The organism is Microbacterium sp. AG1240 (assembly GCF_003635115.1).
Lineage (GTDB): Bacteria > Actinomycetota > Actinomycetes > Actinomycetales > Microbacteriaceae > Microbacterium.
In genome coordinates this window covers 74,092-88,095 of sequence record NZ_RBXJ01000002.1, presented here as the reverse complement: position 1 = coordinate 88,095, position 14,004 = coordinate 74,092, and the positions used below count along the sequence as shown (strand labels likewise).

The window sequence follows — 14,004 nt, the reverse complement described above, 5'->3', positions numbered from 1 at the left end:
CGCTCGGCTCCCCCGGCCGGGCTCGTCACGCCGGCACGGCCCGCACCAGGCGGGCGAAGGCGCTGAGCCGCGCGACGCCCTCCGGCGTACGAGGCAGGTCGTCGAGCACGCCCGGCGAGTAGACGAGATAGGCCGCCTGCATCGCCCGGGAGAGCCCGACGTTCAACCGGTTGCGCAGCAGCAGGAACTCCAGTCCGCGCGGCGCCTCACGCCCCGAGGACGCCGCGAGCGACACGATCGCGACCACTGCCTCCTGCCCCTGGAACCGGTCGACCGTGCCGACACGCACCTCTCCGAAGCCGGCCGCGGCGAGGGCCTCCTCCACGAGCACCTGCTGCGCGTTGTAGGGGGTGACGACGATGACGTCGGCGGCGGCCAGCGGTCGGGGCTCGCACGTCGCCGGCTCCCCCGCGTCGTCGATCTCGCTCGAGGTCCACGCGCGACCGACAAGACCCGAGACGATCTCGACGACCGCCTGCGCCTCTTCGGGTGAGCGGGTGGCGTTGCCGGCGTGGTGCACCGGTACGACGTGGAGCCCGGGCTCCACCCCGTCGAGCGAGCGCAGCGCGGTGAGCGGGTGCGCGGCGAGCCGGCCCTCGTACGACAGACGCGAGACGGGGTCGGCCACCGCGGGATGCATGCGCCACGTGCGCGAGAGGAAGTACCCCACCTCGGGCGGCACGACCTCGGCGCCGTCCATGACCCACCCGAGCGCCGACGTGTCGACGGGCTCGGGGTGCGCACCCTGACTGACCTGCGGCAGTTGCTGCGGGTCGCCGAGCAGCAGAAGCCGCGGGGAGGCGAGCGAGACGGCGATCGTCGAGGCGAGCGAGAACTGCCCGGCCTCGTCGATCACGAGCAGGTCGAGGCTTCCGCGAGGGATGCGGCCTTCGTGGCTGAAGTCCCACGCCGTGCCCCCGACGACGAAGCCCGCCGCGGCGTTCTCCGCGGCGAAGGCGGCCACGCCGTTCTTGGGGATGGGCGTGAAGCTCAGCCCGCCCGCGTTCGGATCTTTCGGCGCCTTGCCCACCTGCTGCGGCGCAACGCCGGCTGCGACGATGCGATCGAGCATGTTCTCGACCACGGCGTGCGACTGCGCGACGACGCCCACCTTGTAGCCGTGCTCGCGCACGAGCCGTGCGATCGCGTGCGATCCGACGTAGGTCTTGCCCGTTCCGGGAGGGCCCTGCACGGCGAGGTAGCTGCGGTCGAGATCGAGGATGCTGCGCACGATCGCGTCGACGTCGCCGCCCTGCTGCGGCGCGAGCGCGCCCGACCGGGTGCGCGGGGGTCGTCGGCGCAGGATGTCGGTCGCGGGGTCGGCCGGGAGCGTCGGCGCGGCCTCGATCACGGCGTCGGCCCACGCGTTGATCGCCGACTGCTGATTGCCCGCGCGCGGCGGCGAGTCGGGAGCGAGCGCCAGCGGAAGGCGCTCCCACGTGTTGCCGTCGACGGCGGTTTCTTCGATGATCGCACCGTCGTCGAGCACGTCGACCACCCGCACGCTCCGGGCGCCGTGGATCCAGCGGGGGCGCTCCTCCATCGGGAACGGCGCCGGGAGCTCGTACACGGCGAAGGGAGACCCGCCCGCGCTGAGCCGGGTGCCCGGGGCGAGCTCGCCGCGCACCTCGACGACCCGGCGTTCATTGCCACGACCGGACTCGGGGAAGTGCCAGTCGTCGATCACGCGCGACCGGGCGGTGTCGACGATGACCACGTCGCGGTCGTCGTTCCACAGCGACAGCGGTTCGCGCAGCCTCAGGAAGTGCGCGGCCCAGAAGGTCTTCGCCTCGCGCGGGTAGTAGTCGATGGCCGCTGCGGCGAGGCGGAGAGCCTGGCCGTCGACCTCGTCGGCATCCAGCGACAGCCGCTGCAGAGCCGTGGCCCGCGGCGACGGCTCGTAGCCGACCTCCTCGGGCTCGGGGTTGCCGGCCGGACGCAGCCCCGCCTCGCGCGCCCGGTCGACGAGCCAGTCGCGCAGGCGCCGGGTCGAGACGCAGTCGTAGCGGTTGTAGTCGGCGAGGTCGGCGAGCACCGCCTCGGATGCGGCCGCGTCGCCGTCGGCGGCCAGCGCCCGAGCCTCGACATAGCGCACGATCGAGTCGTCGCCGCGCTGCACGTCGCTCGTGCGCACCTCGTCGCCCATGTAGAGGGGCTCGAGCTTCTTGATCGAGTACGACCGCGAACCCACCCGCAGAGCCCGCCGCACGACCGGGTAGAGGTCGACGAACACGCCGTCGCGCAGCAACCGGTCGACGTCGCCCTCGCGCACGCCGTACCGCGCGGCCATGGCGAGCAGGTGGGTGGGCTCGTAGGGGGCGTAGTGGTAGATGTGCATGTCGGGGTGCTGCCGACGGCGCAGCGCGACGATGTCGAGGAAGCGTTCGAGCGCCTGCTTCTCGTCGGCGAAGCTGTGGGCCCAGATCGAGGAGTACGTGTCGCCGAGGTCGACCCACCCGAAGAGGTAGTCGATGCCCCACTGTGTCTTATCACCCCATATCGCGTCGCCCTCCGTGTAGAGGGGATCACCCTCGAAGTCGAAGAACATGTCGCCGCGGTCGGGCCGCGGGAGCGTGGCGAGAGCCGGCGGGAGCACCACCTCGTAGAGCGGCACGGGATGCGGGTCGGCGTCGGTCGAAGACTCGGCCGACGGCACGCCGGCCGGGCTGACGAGTTGCAGCCGGGCCTGGGTGCGCAGCATCGCGAACACCTCCGGGTTCATCCCGGCAGGAACCTCGGATGCGGCGGCCAGAGCGTCGATCGTGACCATGCCCGCCGCGCGCAGGCGCTCGCGCTGCAGCGGCCGCATTCCCGCGACGAGCAGCAGGTCGCGGGAGGCGATGACCTCCTGCTCGCAGGTGGCGCATCGGCCGCACGCGACGACCTCGAGCGCGCCGCGCCCGTCGCCCCACGCGATCGGAGCACCGGCGGAGCCGCTGGACAGATCGCGATCGGCGATCAGCGCCCTCAGCCGCGCCCGACGCAGGTCGAACACGGGGAGGATGTCGTCGACCCGGTGCACGCTCGTGGTCGCGTCGCCGAGCAGCAGTTCGACCGTGTCGGCCCGAGCGACACCGAGCCGGTCGAGCTGGTCGACGTATGCGGCGAGCTGCATGAGGGCGGTCACCCGAGCACGGCGGGCGAGCTTCGTGTCCTGCACGATCCAGCGCGGTGCCACCGCCGCCTCGTCGCGCACGAGGAAGTCGGCGAACCCCACGAACTCCCCGGTCGCGAACGCCGCCTGGTAGATGACCGCGGCGTCGGAGGCCAGAGCGGCGTTCGTCGCGGCGACCGCCTCGGCCATGCCCTCGGCGTCCGACGAGCGGGTCTCGGCGATCTCGACCACGCGGTCGCCGTAGCGCGCCCGGTAGTCGTCGAGAACGCGCAGCTCGTGCGCCGTGCCCAGTCGGCCCGCCCGCTCGAGGGTCGCGTCGACGGGGTCTTCCACCGCGGGCACCCGCCCGAGTTTCGCGTCGATCGCGCGCAGCCACGCGAATTCGCACTCGGCGGCCGCCTTGAGGTCACTGGCGCTCCAGACCAGACGGCCCTCGTTCTCGATGTATCGCATGTCGCCCTTCCGCTGTCGAGGCTAGCCGGGGGCACCGACAGGACCGCACCAGCGGCCCGCCCGTCCGCGATCGCGCCGCACCTGAGAGACTGGGGCCATGAGCACCGCTCTCCCCTTCTCGAGCGCCTACCGCCACGGGTTCGCGCGCGTCGCCGCGTGCACGGTCCCCATCTCGATCGCCGACCCGGCGACGAACGTCGAGACCGTGCTGACGGCGGCGCGCGAGGCACACTCCGACGCCGTCTCCGTCGCCGTCTTCCCCGAGCTGTGCCTCACCGGGTACGCAATCGACGACCTCGTCCTGCAAGACGCCGTGCTCGACGCCGTCGAGGCCGCGATCGCCCGCCTGGTCGCCGCATCCGTCGACCTCCTCCCCGTGCTCGTCGTCGGAGCGCCCCTGCGCCACGGCAGCCGCCTGTACAACTGCGCCGTGGTGATCCACCGCGGCGCTCTCCTGGGTGTCGCGCCGAAGTCGTACCTGCCGACGTACCGCGAGTTCTACGAACGACGCTGGTACGCGCCCGGCGACGACCGCGCCGGCGACACCCTTCGCGTCGCCGGATTCGACGCACCCTTCGGCCCCGACCTGCTCTTCGAAGCCTCCGACATCCCCGGGCTCGTGATCCACGCCGAGGTCTGCGAGGACATGTGGGTTCCGGTGCCGCCGTCATCGACCGCGGCCCTCGCCGGTGCGACCGTGCTGCTGAACCTCTCGGGCAGTCCCATCACGATCGCGCGGGCCGAGGATCGCAAGATCCTGGCCCAGTCGCAATCGCTGCGCTGCCTCGCCGCGTACGCGTATGCCGCCGCCGGCATGGGAGAGTCGTCGAACGACCTGTCGTGGGACGGTCAGACGATGGTCTACGAGGGCGGGCAGCTGCTCGTCGAGACCGAGCGCTTCCCCGACGGGCCCCGTTCGAGCGTCGCGGACGTCGACCTCGACCGCCTCCGCCAGGATCGCGCGCGCCAGGGCACGTTCGACGACAACCGTCGCACCCGCTCCGGCGCCTTCCGCACGGTGCGGTTCGAGCTCAGCCCGCCGGCGACCGACGTCGGGCTCAAACGCGCCCTCGATCGCTTCCCGTTCGTGCCCGACGACCCCGCGCGCCTTGCGCAGGACTGCTACGAGGCGTTCAACATCCAGGTGTCGGGCCTCGAGCAGCGTCTGCGGGCGATCGGTCAACCCAAGCCGGTGATCGGCGTCAGCGGCGGTCTCGATTCCACGCACGCGTTGCTCGTGATCGCCCGGGCCATGGATCGGATGGGCCGCCCGCGCAGCGACATCCTCGCCTACACGCTCCCCGGCTTCGCGACCAGCGAGGGCACGAAGGCCAACGCCATCGCCCTGGCCGAGGCCGTCGGCGCGTCGATCGAGACGATCGACATCCGGCCCGCCGCATCCGAGATGCTCGCCCGCATCGGCCACCCGTTCGCCGACGGCCAGCCCGTGCACGACGTCACGTTCGAGAACGTGCAGGCGGGTCTGCGCACCGACTACCTCTTCCGCCTCGCGAACCAGCGCGGGGGCATCGTGGTCGGCACCTCCGACCTGTCCGAACTCGCCCTGGGCTGGGCGACCTACGGCGTCGGCGACCAGATGAGCCACTACGCGGTGAACCCCGGCATCCCCAAGACGCTCATCCAGCACGTGATCCGCTGGGTCGTCTCCTCCGGGGAGATGGATGCATCGACCGCGGGGGTGCTGCAGGCCGTCCTCGACACCGAGATCAGCCCCGAGCTCGTGCCGGCCGGCCAGGACGGCCGCATGCAGTCGACCGAAGACCGCATCGGACCCTACAACCTCCACGACTTCACGCTGTTCCACGTGCTGCGCTACGGCCTGCGCCCATCGAAGATCGCCTTCCTCGCGGAGCGCGCATGGTCGGATCCCGACGCCGGCGCCTGGCCCCCGGGATTCCCGGTCGACGATCGGCCCGCGTACGACCTGGCGACCGTCGCCCGCTGGCTCGAGGTGTTCCTGCAGCGCTACTTCGGATTCGCGCAGTTCAAGCGTTCGGCGATCCCCAACGGGCCGAAGGTCTCACCCGCCGGTTCGCTGTCGCCCCGCGGCGACTGGCGTGCGCCGTCGGACGGCAACGCGCGCGTCTGGCTCGACGAGCTGCACGCCGCTCTCCCCGACCACTTCGGCTGAGCTCCACCGACGTCCCCGATCGCGGCGGACGCGGTACCGTTCGTTCATGCCGCCGCTCGAGAACCTCCTGGCCTTCCTCGTCGCATCGGTCGTGATCATCGTGATCCCGGGCCCCAGCGTGCTCTTCGTGGTCGGACGATCGATCGCGCTCGGTCGCCGGGCCGGCGTGCTCAGCGTCGTGGGAAACGCCCTCGGCACCGTGCCGGCGGTGCTCGCGGTGGCGTTCGGGGTCGGCGCGATCGTCGCATCCTCGGTCGTCGCGTTCACGGTCATCAAGATCGTGGGGGCCATCTACCTCGTGTGGCTCGGCGTCCAGGCGATCCGTCACCGGAACGCGCACGTGCAGGGGGCGACCGGCGGGCCACGATCGGCGTCGACTCTGCTGCGACAGGGCTTCATCGTCGGCCTCACGAACCCCAAGACGATCGCCTTCTTCGTCGCCGTTCTGCCGCAGTTCGTCGATCCCACCGCACCGGCCGTCTGGGCGCAGCTGCTCGTTCTCGGGCTCACGTTCCAGGTGCTCGCTCTGGCGTGCGACAGCGTCTGGGCCCTCGCCGCCGGCACCGCCCGCGCGTGGTTCGCGCGGTCGCCGCGCCGCATCGCCACCCTGTCGGGAACCGGCGGGGTGATGATGATCGGGCTCGGCGGCACTCTCGCCCTCGCGGGCGCGAAGAGCTGACCTCGAGCCCTCGCGGGCGCTACCAGCCGTGCGAGCCGGGGATGCCCTTGAACGGACCCGCGATCGCCGCCGTCACCCAGCCGCCGTAGAACCCGCCGGGCTGGGGCACGACGACCTCCCCGTCGACGATGCACCGGTCCATGGGGGCGGCGTACACCGCGACGCGGTCGTCGAGATCCTCGTACCCGGGCATCGGCCTCGGGTAGTTCCACGCGGCGTGATCGGCGCGCTCGCCCCCGCCGTGCACGTCGAAGTAGCGCGCGGCGCCCTTGAACTCGCAGAACGAGGCCCCGTCGGTCGGCACGAGAGCCTCGTCGAACGCCGCGATCGGCAGGTAGTAGACGGGGGGATGGCTGGTCTCGAGCACGCGTACGACGTCGTCGGTGTCGACGATGCGTTCCCCGCCGAAGTCGATCTGCACCCGCACGTCGATGTGCTCGAGCCGGGGCGGGCGAGGATAGTCCCAGACCGATTCCTGGCCGGGGCGGATGTCATCCGGACGCGGGGTTCTCATCCCCGAAGCCTGGCGAAACGCCGCCCCGGCAGCAACCCCTAGCGGGCAAAAAAGGGGGATCGCGGGAGCGACCCGGTAGCCTGCAAGCGTGGAAGACGAACAACGACTCGGCCGTGGCAGGTACCTCGCGTACCAGATCATCGGCATCGTCGTCGGGCTCGCGCTGGTCGCCTTCGGCGTCGTCGCCTTCTTCGCCGGCGGTGGCCCGTTCGTCGCCGCCATCGCTGCGATCGGCGGCACCCTCGCCGTCATCGTCTCCATCGTCGACATGGTGAGGTCGTAATACCGGATGCTGCCCCTGAACTCCGACAACGACCCGAAGAAGCCGTCGCCGACCCGCATCGGCATCTGGATCGCCGTGGCGGGCGTCGGCGCCTACTTCCTCATCTCGGGGATCATCGGCATCGTCAACGGCGGCTGAGAGAATGGGCGGGTGAAGCTTCTCGTTGCCGCCCACCCGTCCGAACTCGTCGCCTTCGAGCCTGAGCTGCCCGGTTTCGACCGGCTGCTCACGGGGGTCGGGAAGATCCCGGCCGCGTACGCCCTCACGCGCGCCCTCGCCACCGGCACCTACGACGAGATCGTCGTCGTCGGCACCGCCGGCGCGATCGACCCCGACCTCGAGTCGGGCGTGCACGAGATCGGCGGGGCCCTCCAGCACGACGTGAAGGGGCTCGACGGCGTCGTCGGGCACCACGTCTGGCTGCCCGAGCGGGTCGACCTGGCCGCGGACGGCATCGTGATCGCCACCGGCGACCACTTCATCGACGACGCCGACGCGGTCGTCGCGATCCGATCCCTCGGCGCACGCATGGTCGACATGGAGTCCTACGCCCTCGTCTGGGTCGCCCAGCAGTTCGACGTGCCGATCCGCATCCTGCGCGCGGTCAGCGACCGGGCGCAGGACGGCGCGACCGAGGAGTGGGACGATGCCGCGCTGGTCTGCAGCGAGTGGCTGCGTGCCAGCATCCGCGAGCTCTACGGGGTCTGAGGCTCGCCGCGGTGACGTCGGCCGGCGAGGTCGACGACGCCGACGATCAGCGAGAGCGCCAGGAAGATCGCGACCGAGATCATGCCGTAGAGGTAGGCGTCGTGGTAGACGTCGAGCGTCGTGCGCGTGCCCTGCTCGGCGTAGACCGTCGAGTAGAACAGCGCGAGAGCGACGGCCGTGCCGATGGCCGTTCCGATGCGCTGACTGAGCTGACCGACGGAACCGGCGAGCCCGCCCTGCGTGACGGGGATGTCGGCGAGCATGAGCGTCTGATTCGGAGAGATGACCAGGCCTCCCGCGAATCCGCCGACGGCCAGGACCGATCCCATCCCGAGAAGCGCCCATTCCGGCGGGAGGAAGATCGCGGCGGAGACCATGCCCACGATGCTCACGAGCAGCCCCGCCACGCCCCAGACCACGAGAGGTCGCCCGAGCCGGGTGACGAGGTTGCCGCCGATCCACGACGAGATGGCCGAGGCGATGGCGAAACCGATCGTCACCATCCCGGCGAAGACCGGCTCGAGGTCGAGCCCGCTCTGCAGGAACAGCGTCGTGAGGATGAACGTCGCCGGGAGCGCGGCGAAATAGGTCGTCGAGATGAGCACTCCGTTGCGGTACGAGGCGTGGGCGAAGACCTCGAACGGAATGAGCGGCACGCGCCCCCGTGCGGAATAGCGTCGCTCCCAGGCGATGAAGGCCGCGACGAACACGGCCCCGCCGACGATGAGCCACCACCGCGCGGGGTTGTCGTCGGGTGAGCCGGTGGTGAGCAGGAACGGCAGCATGAGGCCGGCGACCGACAGCCCGAAGAGCAGCACGCCGACGGGGTCGAGCTGCACCTTGCGGTGGGACTTCGTGCGCGTGCTCGGCAGGAAGAAGGCCGCGAGCACGATCACGATGAGCGTGAGGGGCACGTTGATCCAGAAGATCAGCCGCCACCCGTCGGTGTCGCCGCCGAGGGCGATCATCAGACCGCCGAGGGTCGGACCGAACGCGGTCGCGATGCCGATGGTGGCCCCGAAGAGTCCGAACGCGCGGCCGCGCTCCTTGCCCTGGAACAGCTGCTGGATGAGACCGAGCACCTGCGGCATCTGGATTCCCGCGGCGACGCCCTGCGCCAGGCGCGAGACGAGCAGGATGGGCCCCGTGGGCGCGAGCGCGCAGGCGAGGCTGGTGACCAGGAAGAGCGAGAGGCCGATGAGGAAGAGTGCGCGGCGGGATCGCTGGTCGCCGAGACGCCCGGCGGGCACGAGCACGAGACCGAAGGTGAGGATGTAGCCCGACACGATGAGCTGCAGCTCCGTCGGGCCCGCGCCCAGCGCCGACTCGATCGAGGGAAGAGCGACGTTGACCTTGCTGAGATCGAGGATCGTCAGGGCGGCGACCGACACCGCGATCCAGTAGGCCCGCCACCGGTGGCTCGGGCTCAGCTGAATGTCCTGGGTGGGAGGGTGTGCGCCCTTCCGGTTCTGGGTGGAGGGCGCGTCAGACATCACCCTTCAGAGTAGCCACGGATCGCACGCACGCGGCCCTCTTGCTCACCCCGTGGAAATCAGACCTCGCGATCGCGGGCGAAGAGCGCCCGCAGTGCGAAGTACACGACAGCGGCGACCACCGCGACGATGAGCAGTTTGAAGACGAACGCGAGCACCGAGAACAGGACGTTCACGAGAAACCACGCGATGACGATCGCGACGATGACTCCGAGGATGGACCAGATCGTCGACTTGTTCATACCCTCAGCCTACCCGTGCGCCTCAGACGACGACGGTGGACTGCTGCCGGATCACACTCAGTCCCTGCGGCGTCGCCTCGACGAGCAGCTGAGCGGGAACCTGCTCCTTCATCGATGCGACGTGACTGATCACCCCGACAGTGCGTCCGCCCTGGCGCAGCTCGTCGAGCGTGCGCATGGCGAGGTCGAGGGTGTCGTCGTCGAGCGACCCGAAGCCCTCGTCGATGAAGAGGGTGTCGAGGCGCAGACCGCCGGCGCGCGCCGTGACGATCTCGGCGAGGCCCAGGGCGAGCGCGAGCGACGCGAGGAACGACTCTCCCCCCGAGAGCGACTGGGGCGGACGCGCCTGGCCGGTGAAGGCGTCCATGATCTCGAGGCCGAGACCGGATGCTGCGCCGCGGGCCGCGAGAGCGTCGGAATGCTGCAGGCGGTATCTCCCCGACGACATCTCGGCGAGGCGGAGGTTGGCCGCGCCGACGATCTCTTCCAGCTCGGCGGCCAGCACGAACGTCTCGAGCGTCATACGGTGCGTGTTGGGCGCGCGCCCGGCGACCGTGTTCGCCAGCCGGGCGATCACCGCGTGCCGGTCGGCGAGGGCGGCGATGCCCTCGGCGGCGGCATCGGCGCGCTGGGTGAGATCGCGGAGGCGTTCGGCGACCCCCGTCGCAGCCGTCGACGCCGAGATCGCAGACGTGAAGGCGTGCCGCGCTTCGGCGACGGCCCTCGCCGGCCCGTCGAGGTCGACGAGTTCGTCGGGGGCGTCGACGAGGGCGAGTTCGAGTTCGAGCAGGCGCTCCTTCGCCGCGCGGGCGGCGCTCTCATGCTCGCGCACGGCTTCGTCGAGCCGCGCCCGCACGGCGGGGTCGCGAAGCGCGGCCTCGACGGCGGAGGCATCGTCGAACGTGGACGCGACGAGACGGGCGTCGCGGTCGGCGCGAGCATCGGCCAGCACCTGCGTACGCAGCGCGAGCTCTGCTCCGGCCTCGGCGAGGGCGCGCACCGCGTCGCGTCGACCGATCGCGTCGGCCCGGCGCTCGGCAACCGTGGCGAACTCGCCGCGGGCGGCCTCGACGATCGTTTCGGCGGCCGCCGCGCGCTGCTCGTCGAGGGCGACCCGCTGGCGCACCTCGGCCAGCGCCTCGGTCAGTCGCGCGTGCTCGAGCGCGGCCGCCTCGGCGAGCGCCGTGAGCTCCGCGTGCTCGGCGGTCAGCGCCTCCTCCTCCGCGACGTCGGCCTCGGCGCGGGCGAGGGCGGCCGTCGCCGATTCGACAGCCGCGTCGAGCGTGGCGACGTCGTCCCCCCCTGCCCGAGCCGCGACGAGGGCATGCGCGTCGCGGGCCGCGCGCCACGCGACGGCGGCGACACGGTCGGCGTCGATGGCGGCGTCTTTCTCGGCCTCGGCGGCGGCGATCTCCTCGTCGCCGACGGGGTCGTCCGACCCGGGCGCGGGGTGCGGGTGGTCGAGGGCGCCGCAGACGGCGCACGGCTCGCCGTCGACGAGGGTGGCGGCGAGATCGCCCGCCGCGCCGTCGAGCCGGCGCTGGAGCAGCGCCGTCAGGCGTGCGGCCGTCGTCGTCACGGCCGTCGCGCGCTCGAGCGCCTCCCGCTCGGCCGCGCGGACCGTCTCCTCGAGCGCGACGGCCTCGTGTGCGGCGGCACGCCTGCGCTCGGTGTCGCCGAGGATCGCCCGCGCCGATTCGGCACCCCGGGAGGCACCCGCCACGACGGCGAGGCGCTCGGACAGCTGCGTCAGGAGAGCGGGGATGGGGCGGCGGCGGTCGTCGAGCTCGGCCATCTCGCGCAGCATCGCCTGTTCGCTGTCACGCGCCTCGCGGAGGGACGCATCGAGCGCGGCCCGCTCCCCCTCGGCCGCGAGGGCGGCGTCACTCGCCGCGATGGTCGCGGCCAAGTCGTCTTCGCGATCGCGGAGGGAGGCGTTCGTCAGCGACGCCTCGCCCAGCGCCGAGCACCGCGCGAGCGCGTCGCGTTCGGCGTCGGCGGCCCGCCGCGCCGACACCTCGGCACGCTCCACGCTCTCGATCGGCGAGCGGAGGGCTTCGGCCGCGTTCGCGAGCGCCAGCTCGGCGCGCTGCTCGGCCACCCGGGCGGCACGGGCGTCGAGGGCGTCGAGGGCGGCACGTGCGGTGAGGCGCTGCTCCTGCGCCGCCCGCAACGCCGCCGCGGCCCGTTCGCGCTCGGTCGCGGCCGCGAGCTCGGCGTCAGCGGCGTCGCGCGCGCGGGCGAGCGTATCGACGCGATACTCGGCGCGCTCGACAGCACGCACGAGCGCCGCGACCCGGTCGGCGAGGGGCCGGGCCGAGGCGTCGCTCTCGGGCGGCGTGGCAGCATCCGTCGGCTCTGCGTCGCCCGTCGCACCGTGCCCCGCGCCGTCGAGCTCGGACTCTCGCGCGAGGAGCTCGCCCTCGTCGATCAGCACGCGGGCGGTGTCGCCTTCGGCGGCCACGGCGCGCTCCGCCTCTTTTCGACGGCTCTCGAGGTCGCGTTCGTAGTCTTCGTAGGTGCGCGTGGCGAACAGGGTGCGCAGGAGCGCCTGCCGCTCGTCGTTTCGCGCGAGGAGGAACCGCGCGAAGCGGTTCTGCGCGAGCAGGATGACCTGCAGGAACTGCTGCTGCGTGAGTCCGAGGATCTCGTCGAGCCGCGCGGCGACGTCGCGGGGCCGGGCGGCGACGCCGGTCCACGATCCTGCGGAGAACTGCTCGAGCAGCGCCTGCGGCGCCTGCGTCGTGAATCCGCCGCCGTTCTTCTTCGGGCGTTCGTACTCCGGCGAGCGGGTGACCCGCCATCGGCTGCCCTCGGCGGTGAACTCGAGCGCCACCTCGGTCGGGTCTTCGGGGCCGCAGTGATCGCTGCGCAGTCTCTTCTCGCCCGACTCGTATCGCGGCACGCTGCCGTAGAGCGCGAAGCACACCCCGTCGAGAACGCTCGACTTGCCGGCACCGGTGCGACCGGCGATCAGGAAGATGCCGTCGTCGGCGAAGGCGTCGAAGTCGACGCTCTGCCGCGCGAGGAACGGACCGAAACCGGCCAGCTCGAGCCGGTGGAGCTTCACGCCGTCGCCTCGGTCAGGGTGCGGGCATCGACGACCTCTCTCATGAGGGCCACCTCGTCGGCGGAGGCGCCCTCGCCGGCGCGCACGTGGGCGAGGAAGGCGTCGACCAGTTCGACGTCGTCACGCGCCGCCCGGACGCGCCCGGCGTAGTCGCGCCCGTCGTCGGCGACCGCGCCGACGGGCGCGTGCATCACCGTCGCGCAATGGGTGAACCGCTGCTGCAGGCGCCGCATCGGGTCGAGCTGCGGCGTGGGGTCGGTGTACTGCGCGCACACCCACGACTGCTCGTGCTCGGCGAACCGGGGGTCGCCGAGCAGCTCGTCGAGCGTGCCGCGCAGCGTCACGAGAGGGCGGGGCACGGGCAGACCGACCCACGCGACGGATGCCAGGCCCGCAGCATCCAGGTCGACGAGCCACGCCCCGCGGGGCTTGTCGCCCTCGCCGAAGCTGTAGTGCAGGGGCGCTCCGGCGTAGCGCACACGGTCGGAGAGGGTCTGGCGGCCGTGGATGTGTCCGAGTGCGACGTAGTCGGGGCCGTCGAAGACCGACACGGGTACGACGTCGAGACCGCCCTGGCGGATCTCGCGCTCGACCCCCGGCGTGGCCTCGACGCCCGCGGTGAAGCAGTGGGAGATGACGACCGACCGGCCGCCGCGCTCGGCGAGGTCGTCGCGCACGATACCCATGACGTGACCGAGGGTCTGGGCCTGGCTGCGCAGCTCGACGCCCTCCCACCGGTGGCGCACGATCGCCGGTTCGAGGTAGGGGATGCCGTAGAAGTGCACGGGGCCGTCGGCGTCGTCGATGGAGACGGGGGCGCCGATGGCGGCAGGATCGGTGAGCACGCTGATGCCCGACCGGAGGAGCGCGGATTGGAAACCGAGGCGGGCGGCGGAGTCGTGGTTGCCGCTCGTGACGATCACTCGGGCCCCCGCGTCGGAGAGCTTCACGAGGGTGTCGCTGAGAAGCGAGTAGCAGGCTGCCGCCGGTGCCGCGGAATCGAACACGTCGCCGGCGAGCACCACGACGTCGACACGGTGCTCGCTCACCTGCTCGACCAGCGCGTCGAGCACGCCGCGCAACGCGTCGAGCGTGCTGTGGCCGTGGAACGACCGACCGATGTGCCAATCGGACGTGTGCAGGATGCGCATACCGACACGGTACGTGCCGCCTCCGACACGTGCGTTCAGACTCCCCGCGCAGCACCCGCGCGGCGCCGGGATGCGGCCCCTACTCCGTCGAAACCGCGCGGTATCGCCGAGCCCGCACGACGTCGTCGGCAGAGACGTGCGGGT

The 14,004-nt window shown here is 71.9% G+C and carries 11 protein-coding genes; 5 read left to right on the top strand and 6 right to left on the bottom strand.

Translation table 11 applies throughout. The annotated features are described in order from the left end of the window. Nucleotides 1-25: 25 nt before the first annotated feature. Complete coding sequence (locus DEU34_RS08950; RefSeq protein WP_121149866.1) at nucleotides 26-3,568, bottom strand: bifunctional RecB family nuclease/DEAD/DEAH box helicase; 3,543 nt, start codon at nucleotides 3,566-3,568, stop codon at nucleotides 26-28. A 97-nt stretch (nucleotides 3,569-3,665) separates the two neighbouring features. Here DEU34_RS08950 and DEU34_RS08945 point away from each other — a divergent pair, with 97 nt between their 5' ends. Beyond that, complete coding sequence (locus DEU34_RS08945; RefSeq protein ID WP_121149865.1) at nucleotides 3,666-5,720, top strand: NAD(+) synthase; 2,055 nt, start codon at nucleotides 3,666-3,668, stop codon at nucleotides 5,718-5,720. A 46-nt stretch (nucleotides 5,721-5,766) separates the two neighbouring features. Next, nucleotides 5,767-6,399 (top strand): LysE family translocator, encoded by a 633-nt coding sequence (locus tag DEU34_RS08940; RefSeq protein ID WP_121149864.1) that lies wholly within the window; start codon nucleotides 5,767-5,769, stop codon nucleotides 6,397-6,399. A gap of 19 nt (nucleotides 6,400-6,418) precedes the next feature. On the opposite strand, the gene DEU34_RS08935 is transcribed toward DEU34_RS08940, so the two are convergent. After that, nucleotides 6,419-6,913 (bottom strand): DUF427 domain-containing protein, encoded by a 495-nt coding sequence (locus DEU34_RS08935; RefSeq protein WP_121149863.1) that lies wholly within the window; start codon nucleotides 6,911-6,913, stop codon nucleotides 6,419-6,421. 88 nt (nucleotides 6,914-7,001) lie between these two features. Here DEU34_RS08935 and DEU34_RS08930 point away from each other — a divergent pair, with 88 nt between their 5' ends. The 3 genes from DEU34_RS08930 to DEU34_RS08925 are packed head-to-tail and all read left to right on the top strand — an operon-like array spanning nucleotide 7,002 to nucleotide 7,904. Next, nucleotides 7,002-7,196, top strand: a complete 195-nt coding sequence (locus tag DEU34_RS08930; RefSeq protein ID WP_121149862.1) for a hypothetical protein — start codon at nucleotides 7,002-7,004, stop codon at nucleotides 7,194-7,196. A gap of 6 nt (nucleotides 7,197-7,202) precedes the next feature. Next, nucleotides 7,203-7,334 (top strand): hypothetical protein, encoded by a 132-nt coding sequence (locus DEU34_RS16450; protein ID WP_259460095.1) that lies wholly within the window; start codon nucleotides 7,203-7,205, stop codon nucleotides 7,332-7,334. 12 nt (nucleotides 7,335-7,346) lie between these two features. Continuing rightward, a complete protein-coding gene (locus DEU34_RS08925) occupies nucleotides 7,347-7,904 on the top strand; it encodes a nucleoside phosphorylase (RefSeq protein ID WP_121149861.1) in 558 nt (185 codons plus the stop codon). Here the strand turns inward: DEU34_RS08925 and DEU34_RS08920 are convergent. From DEU34_RS08920 to DEU34_RS08905, 4 genes are read right to left on the bottom strand one after another with little or no spacing between them, the layout of a single operon-like run. Beyond that, the gene (locus tag DEU34_RS08920) at nucleotides 7,892-9,397 is read right to left on the bottom strand and encodes an MFS transporter (RefSeq protein WP_121149860.1); all 1,506 of its coding nucleotides are present in this window, start codon (nucleotides 9,395-9,397) and stop codon (nucleotides 7,892-7,894) included. The two genes, DEU34_RS08925 and DEU34_RS08920, sit on opposite strands and share 13 nt — an antisense overlap. A gap of 59 nt (nucleotides 9,398-9,456) precedes the next feature. Further along, nucleotides 9,457-9,639: a hypothetical protein gene (locus DEU34_RS08915; protein ID WP_121149859.1), complete on the bottom strand. Its 183-nt coding sequence runs from the start codon at nucleotides 9,637-9,639 to the stop codon at nucleotides 9,457-9,459. A gap of 22 nt (nucleotides 9,640-9,661) precedes the next feature. Continuing rightward, nucleotides 9,662-12,709 (bottom strand): AAA family ATPase, encoded by a 3,048-nt coding sequence (locus DEU34_RS08910; protein WP_121149858.1) that lies wholly within the window; start codon nucleotides 12,707-12,709, stop codon nucleotides 9,662-9,664. After that, nucleotides 12,706-13,860 carry an exonuclease SbcCD subunit D gene (locus DEU34_RS08905; RefSeq protein ID WP_121149857.1) on the bottom strand — a complete coding sequence of 385 codons (1,155 nt, stop codon included), beginning with the start codon at nucleotides 13,858-13,860 and terminating at the stop codon, nucleotides 12,706-12,708. The genes DEU34_RS08910 and DEU34_RS08905 overlap by 4 nt, the downstream gene beginning before the upstream one ends. Nucleotides 13,861-14,004 lie beyond the last annotated feature (144 nt).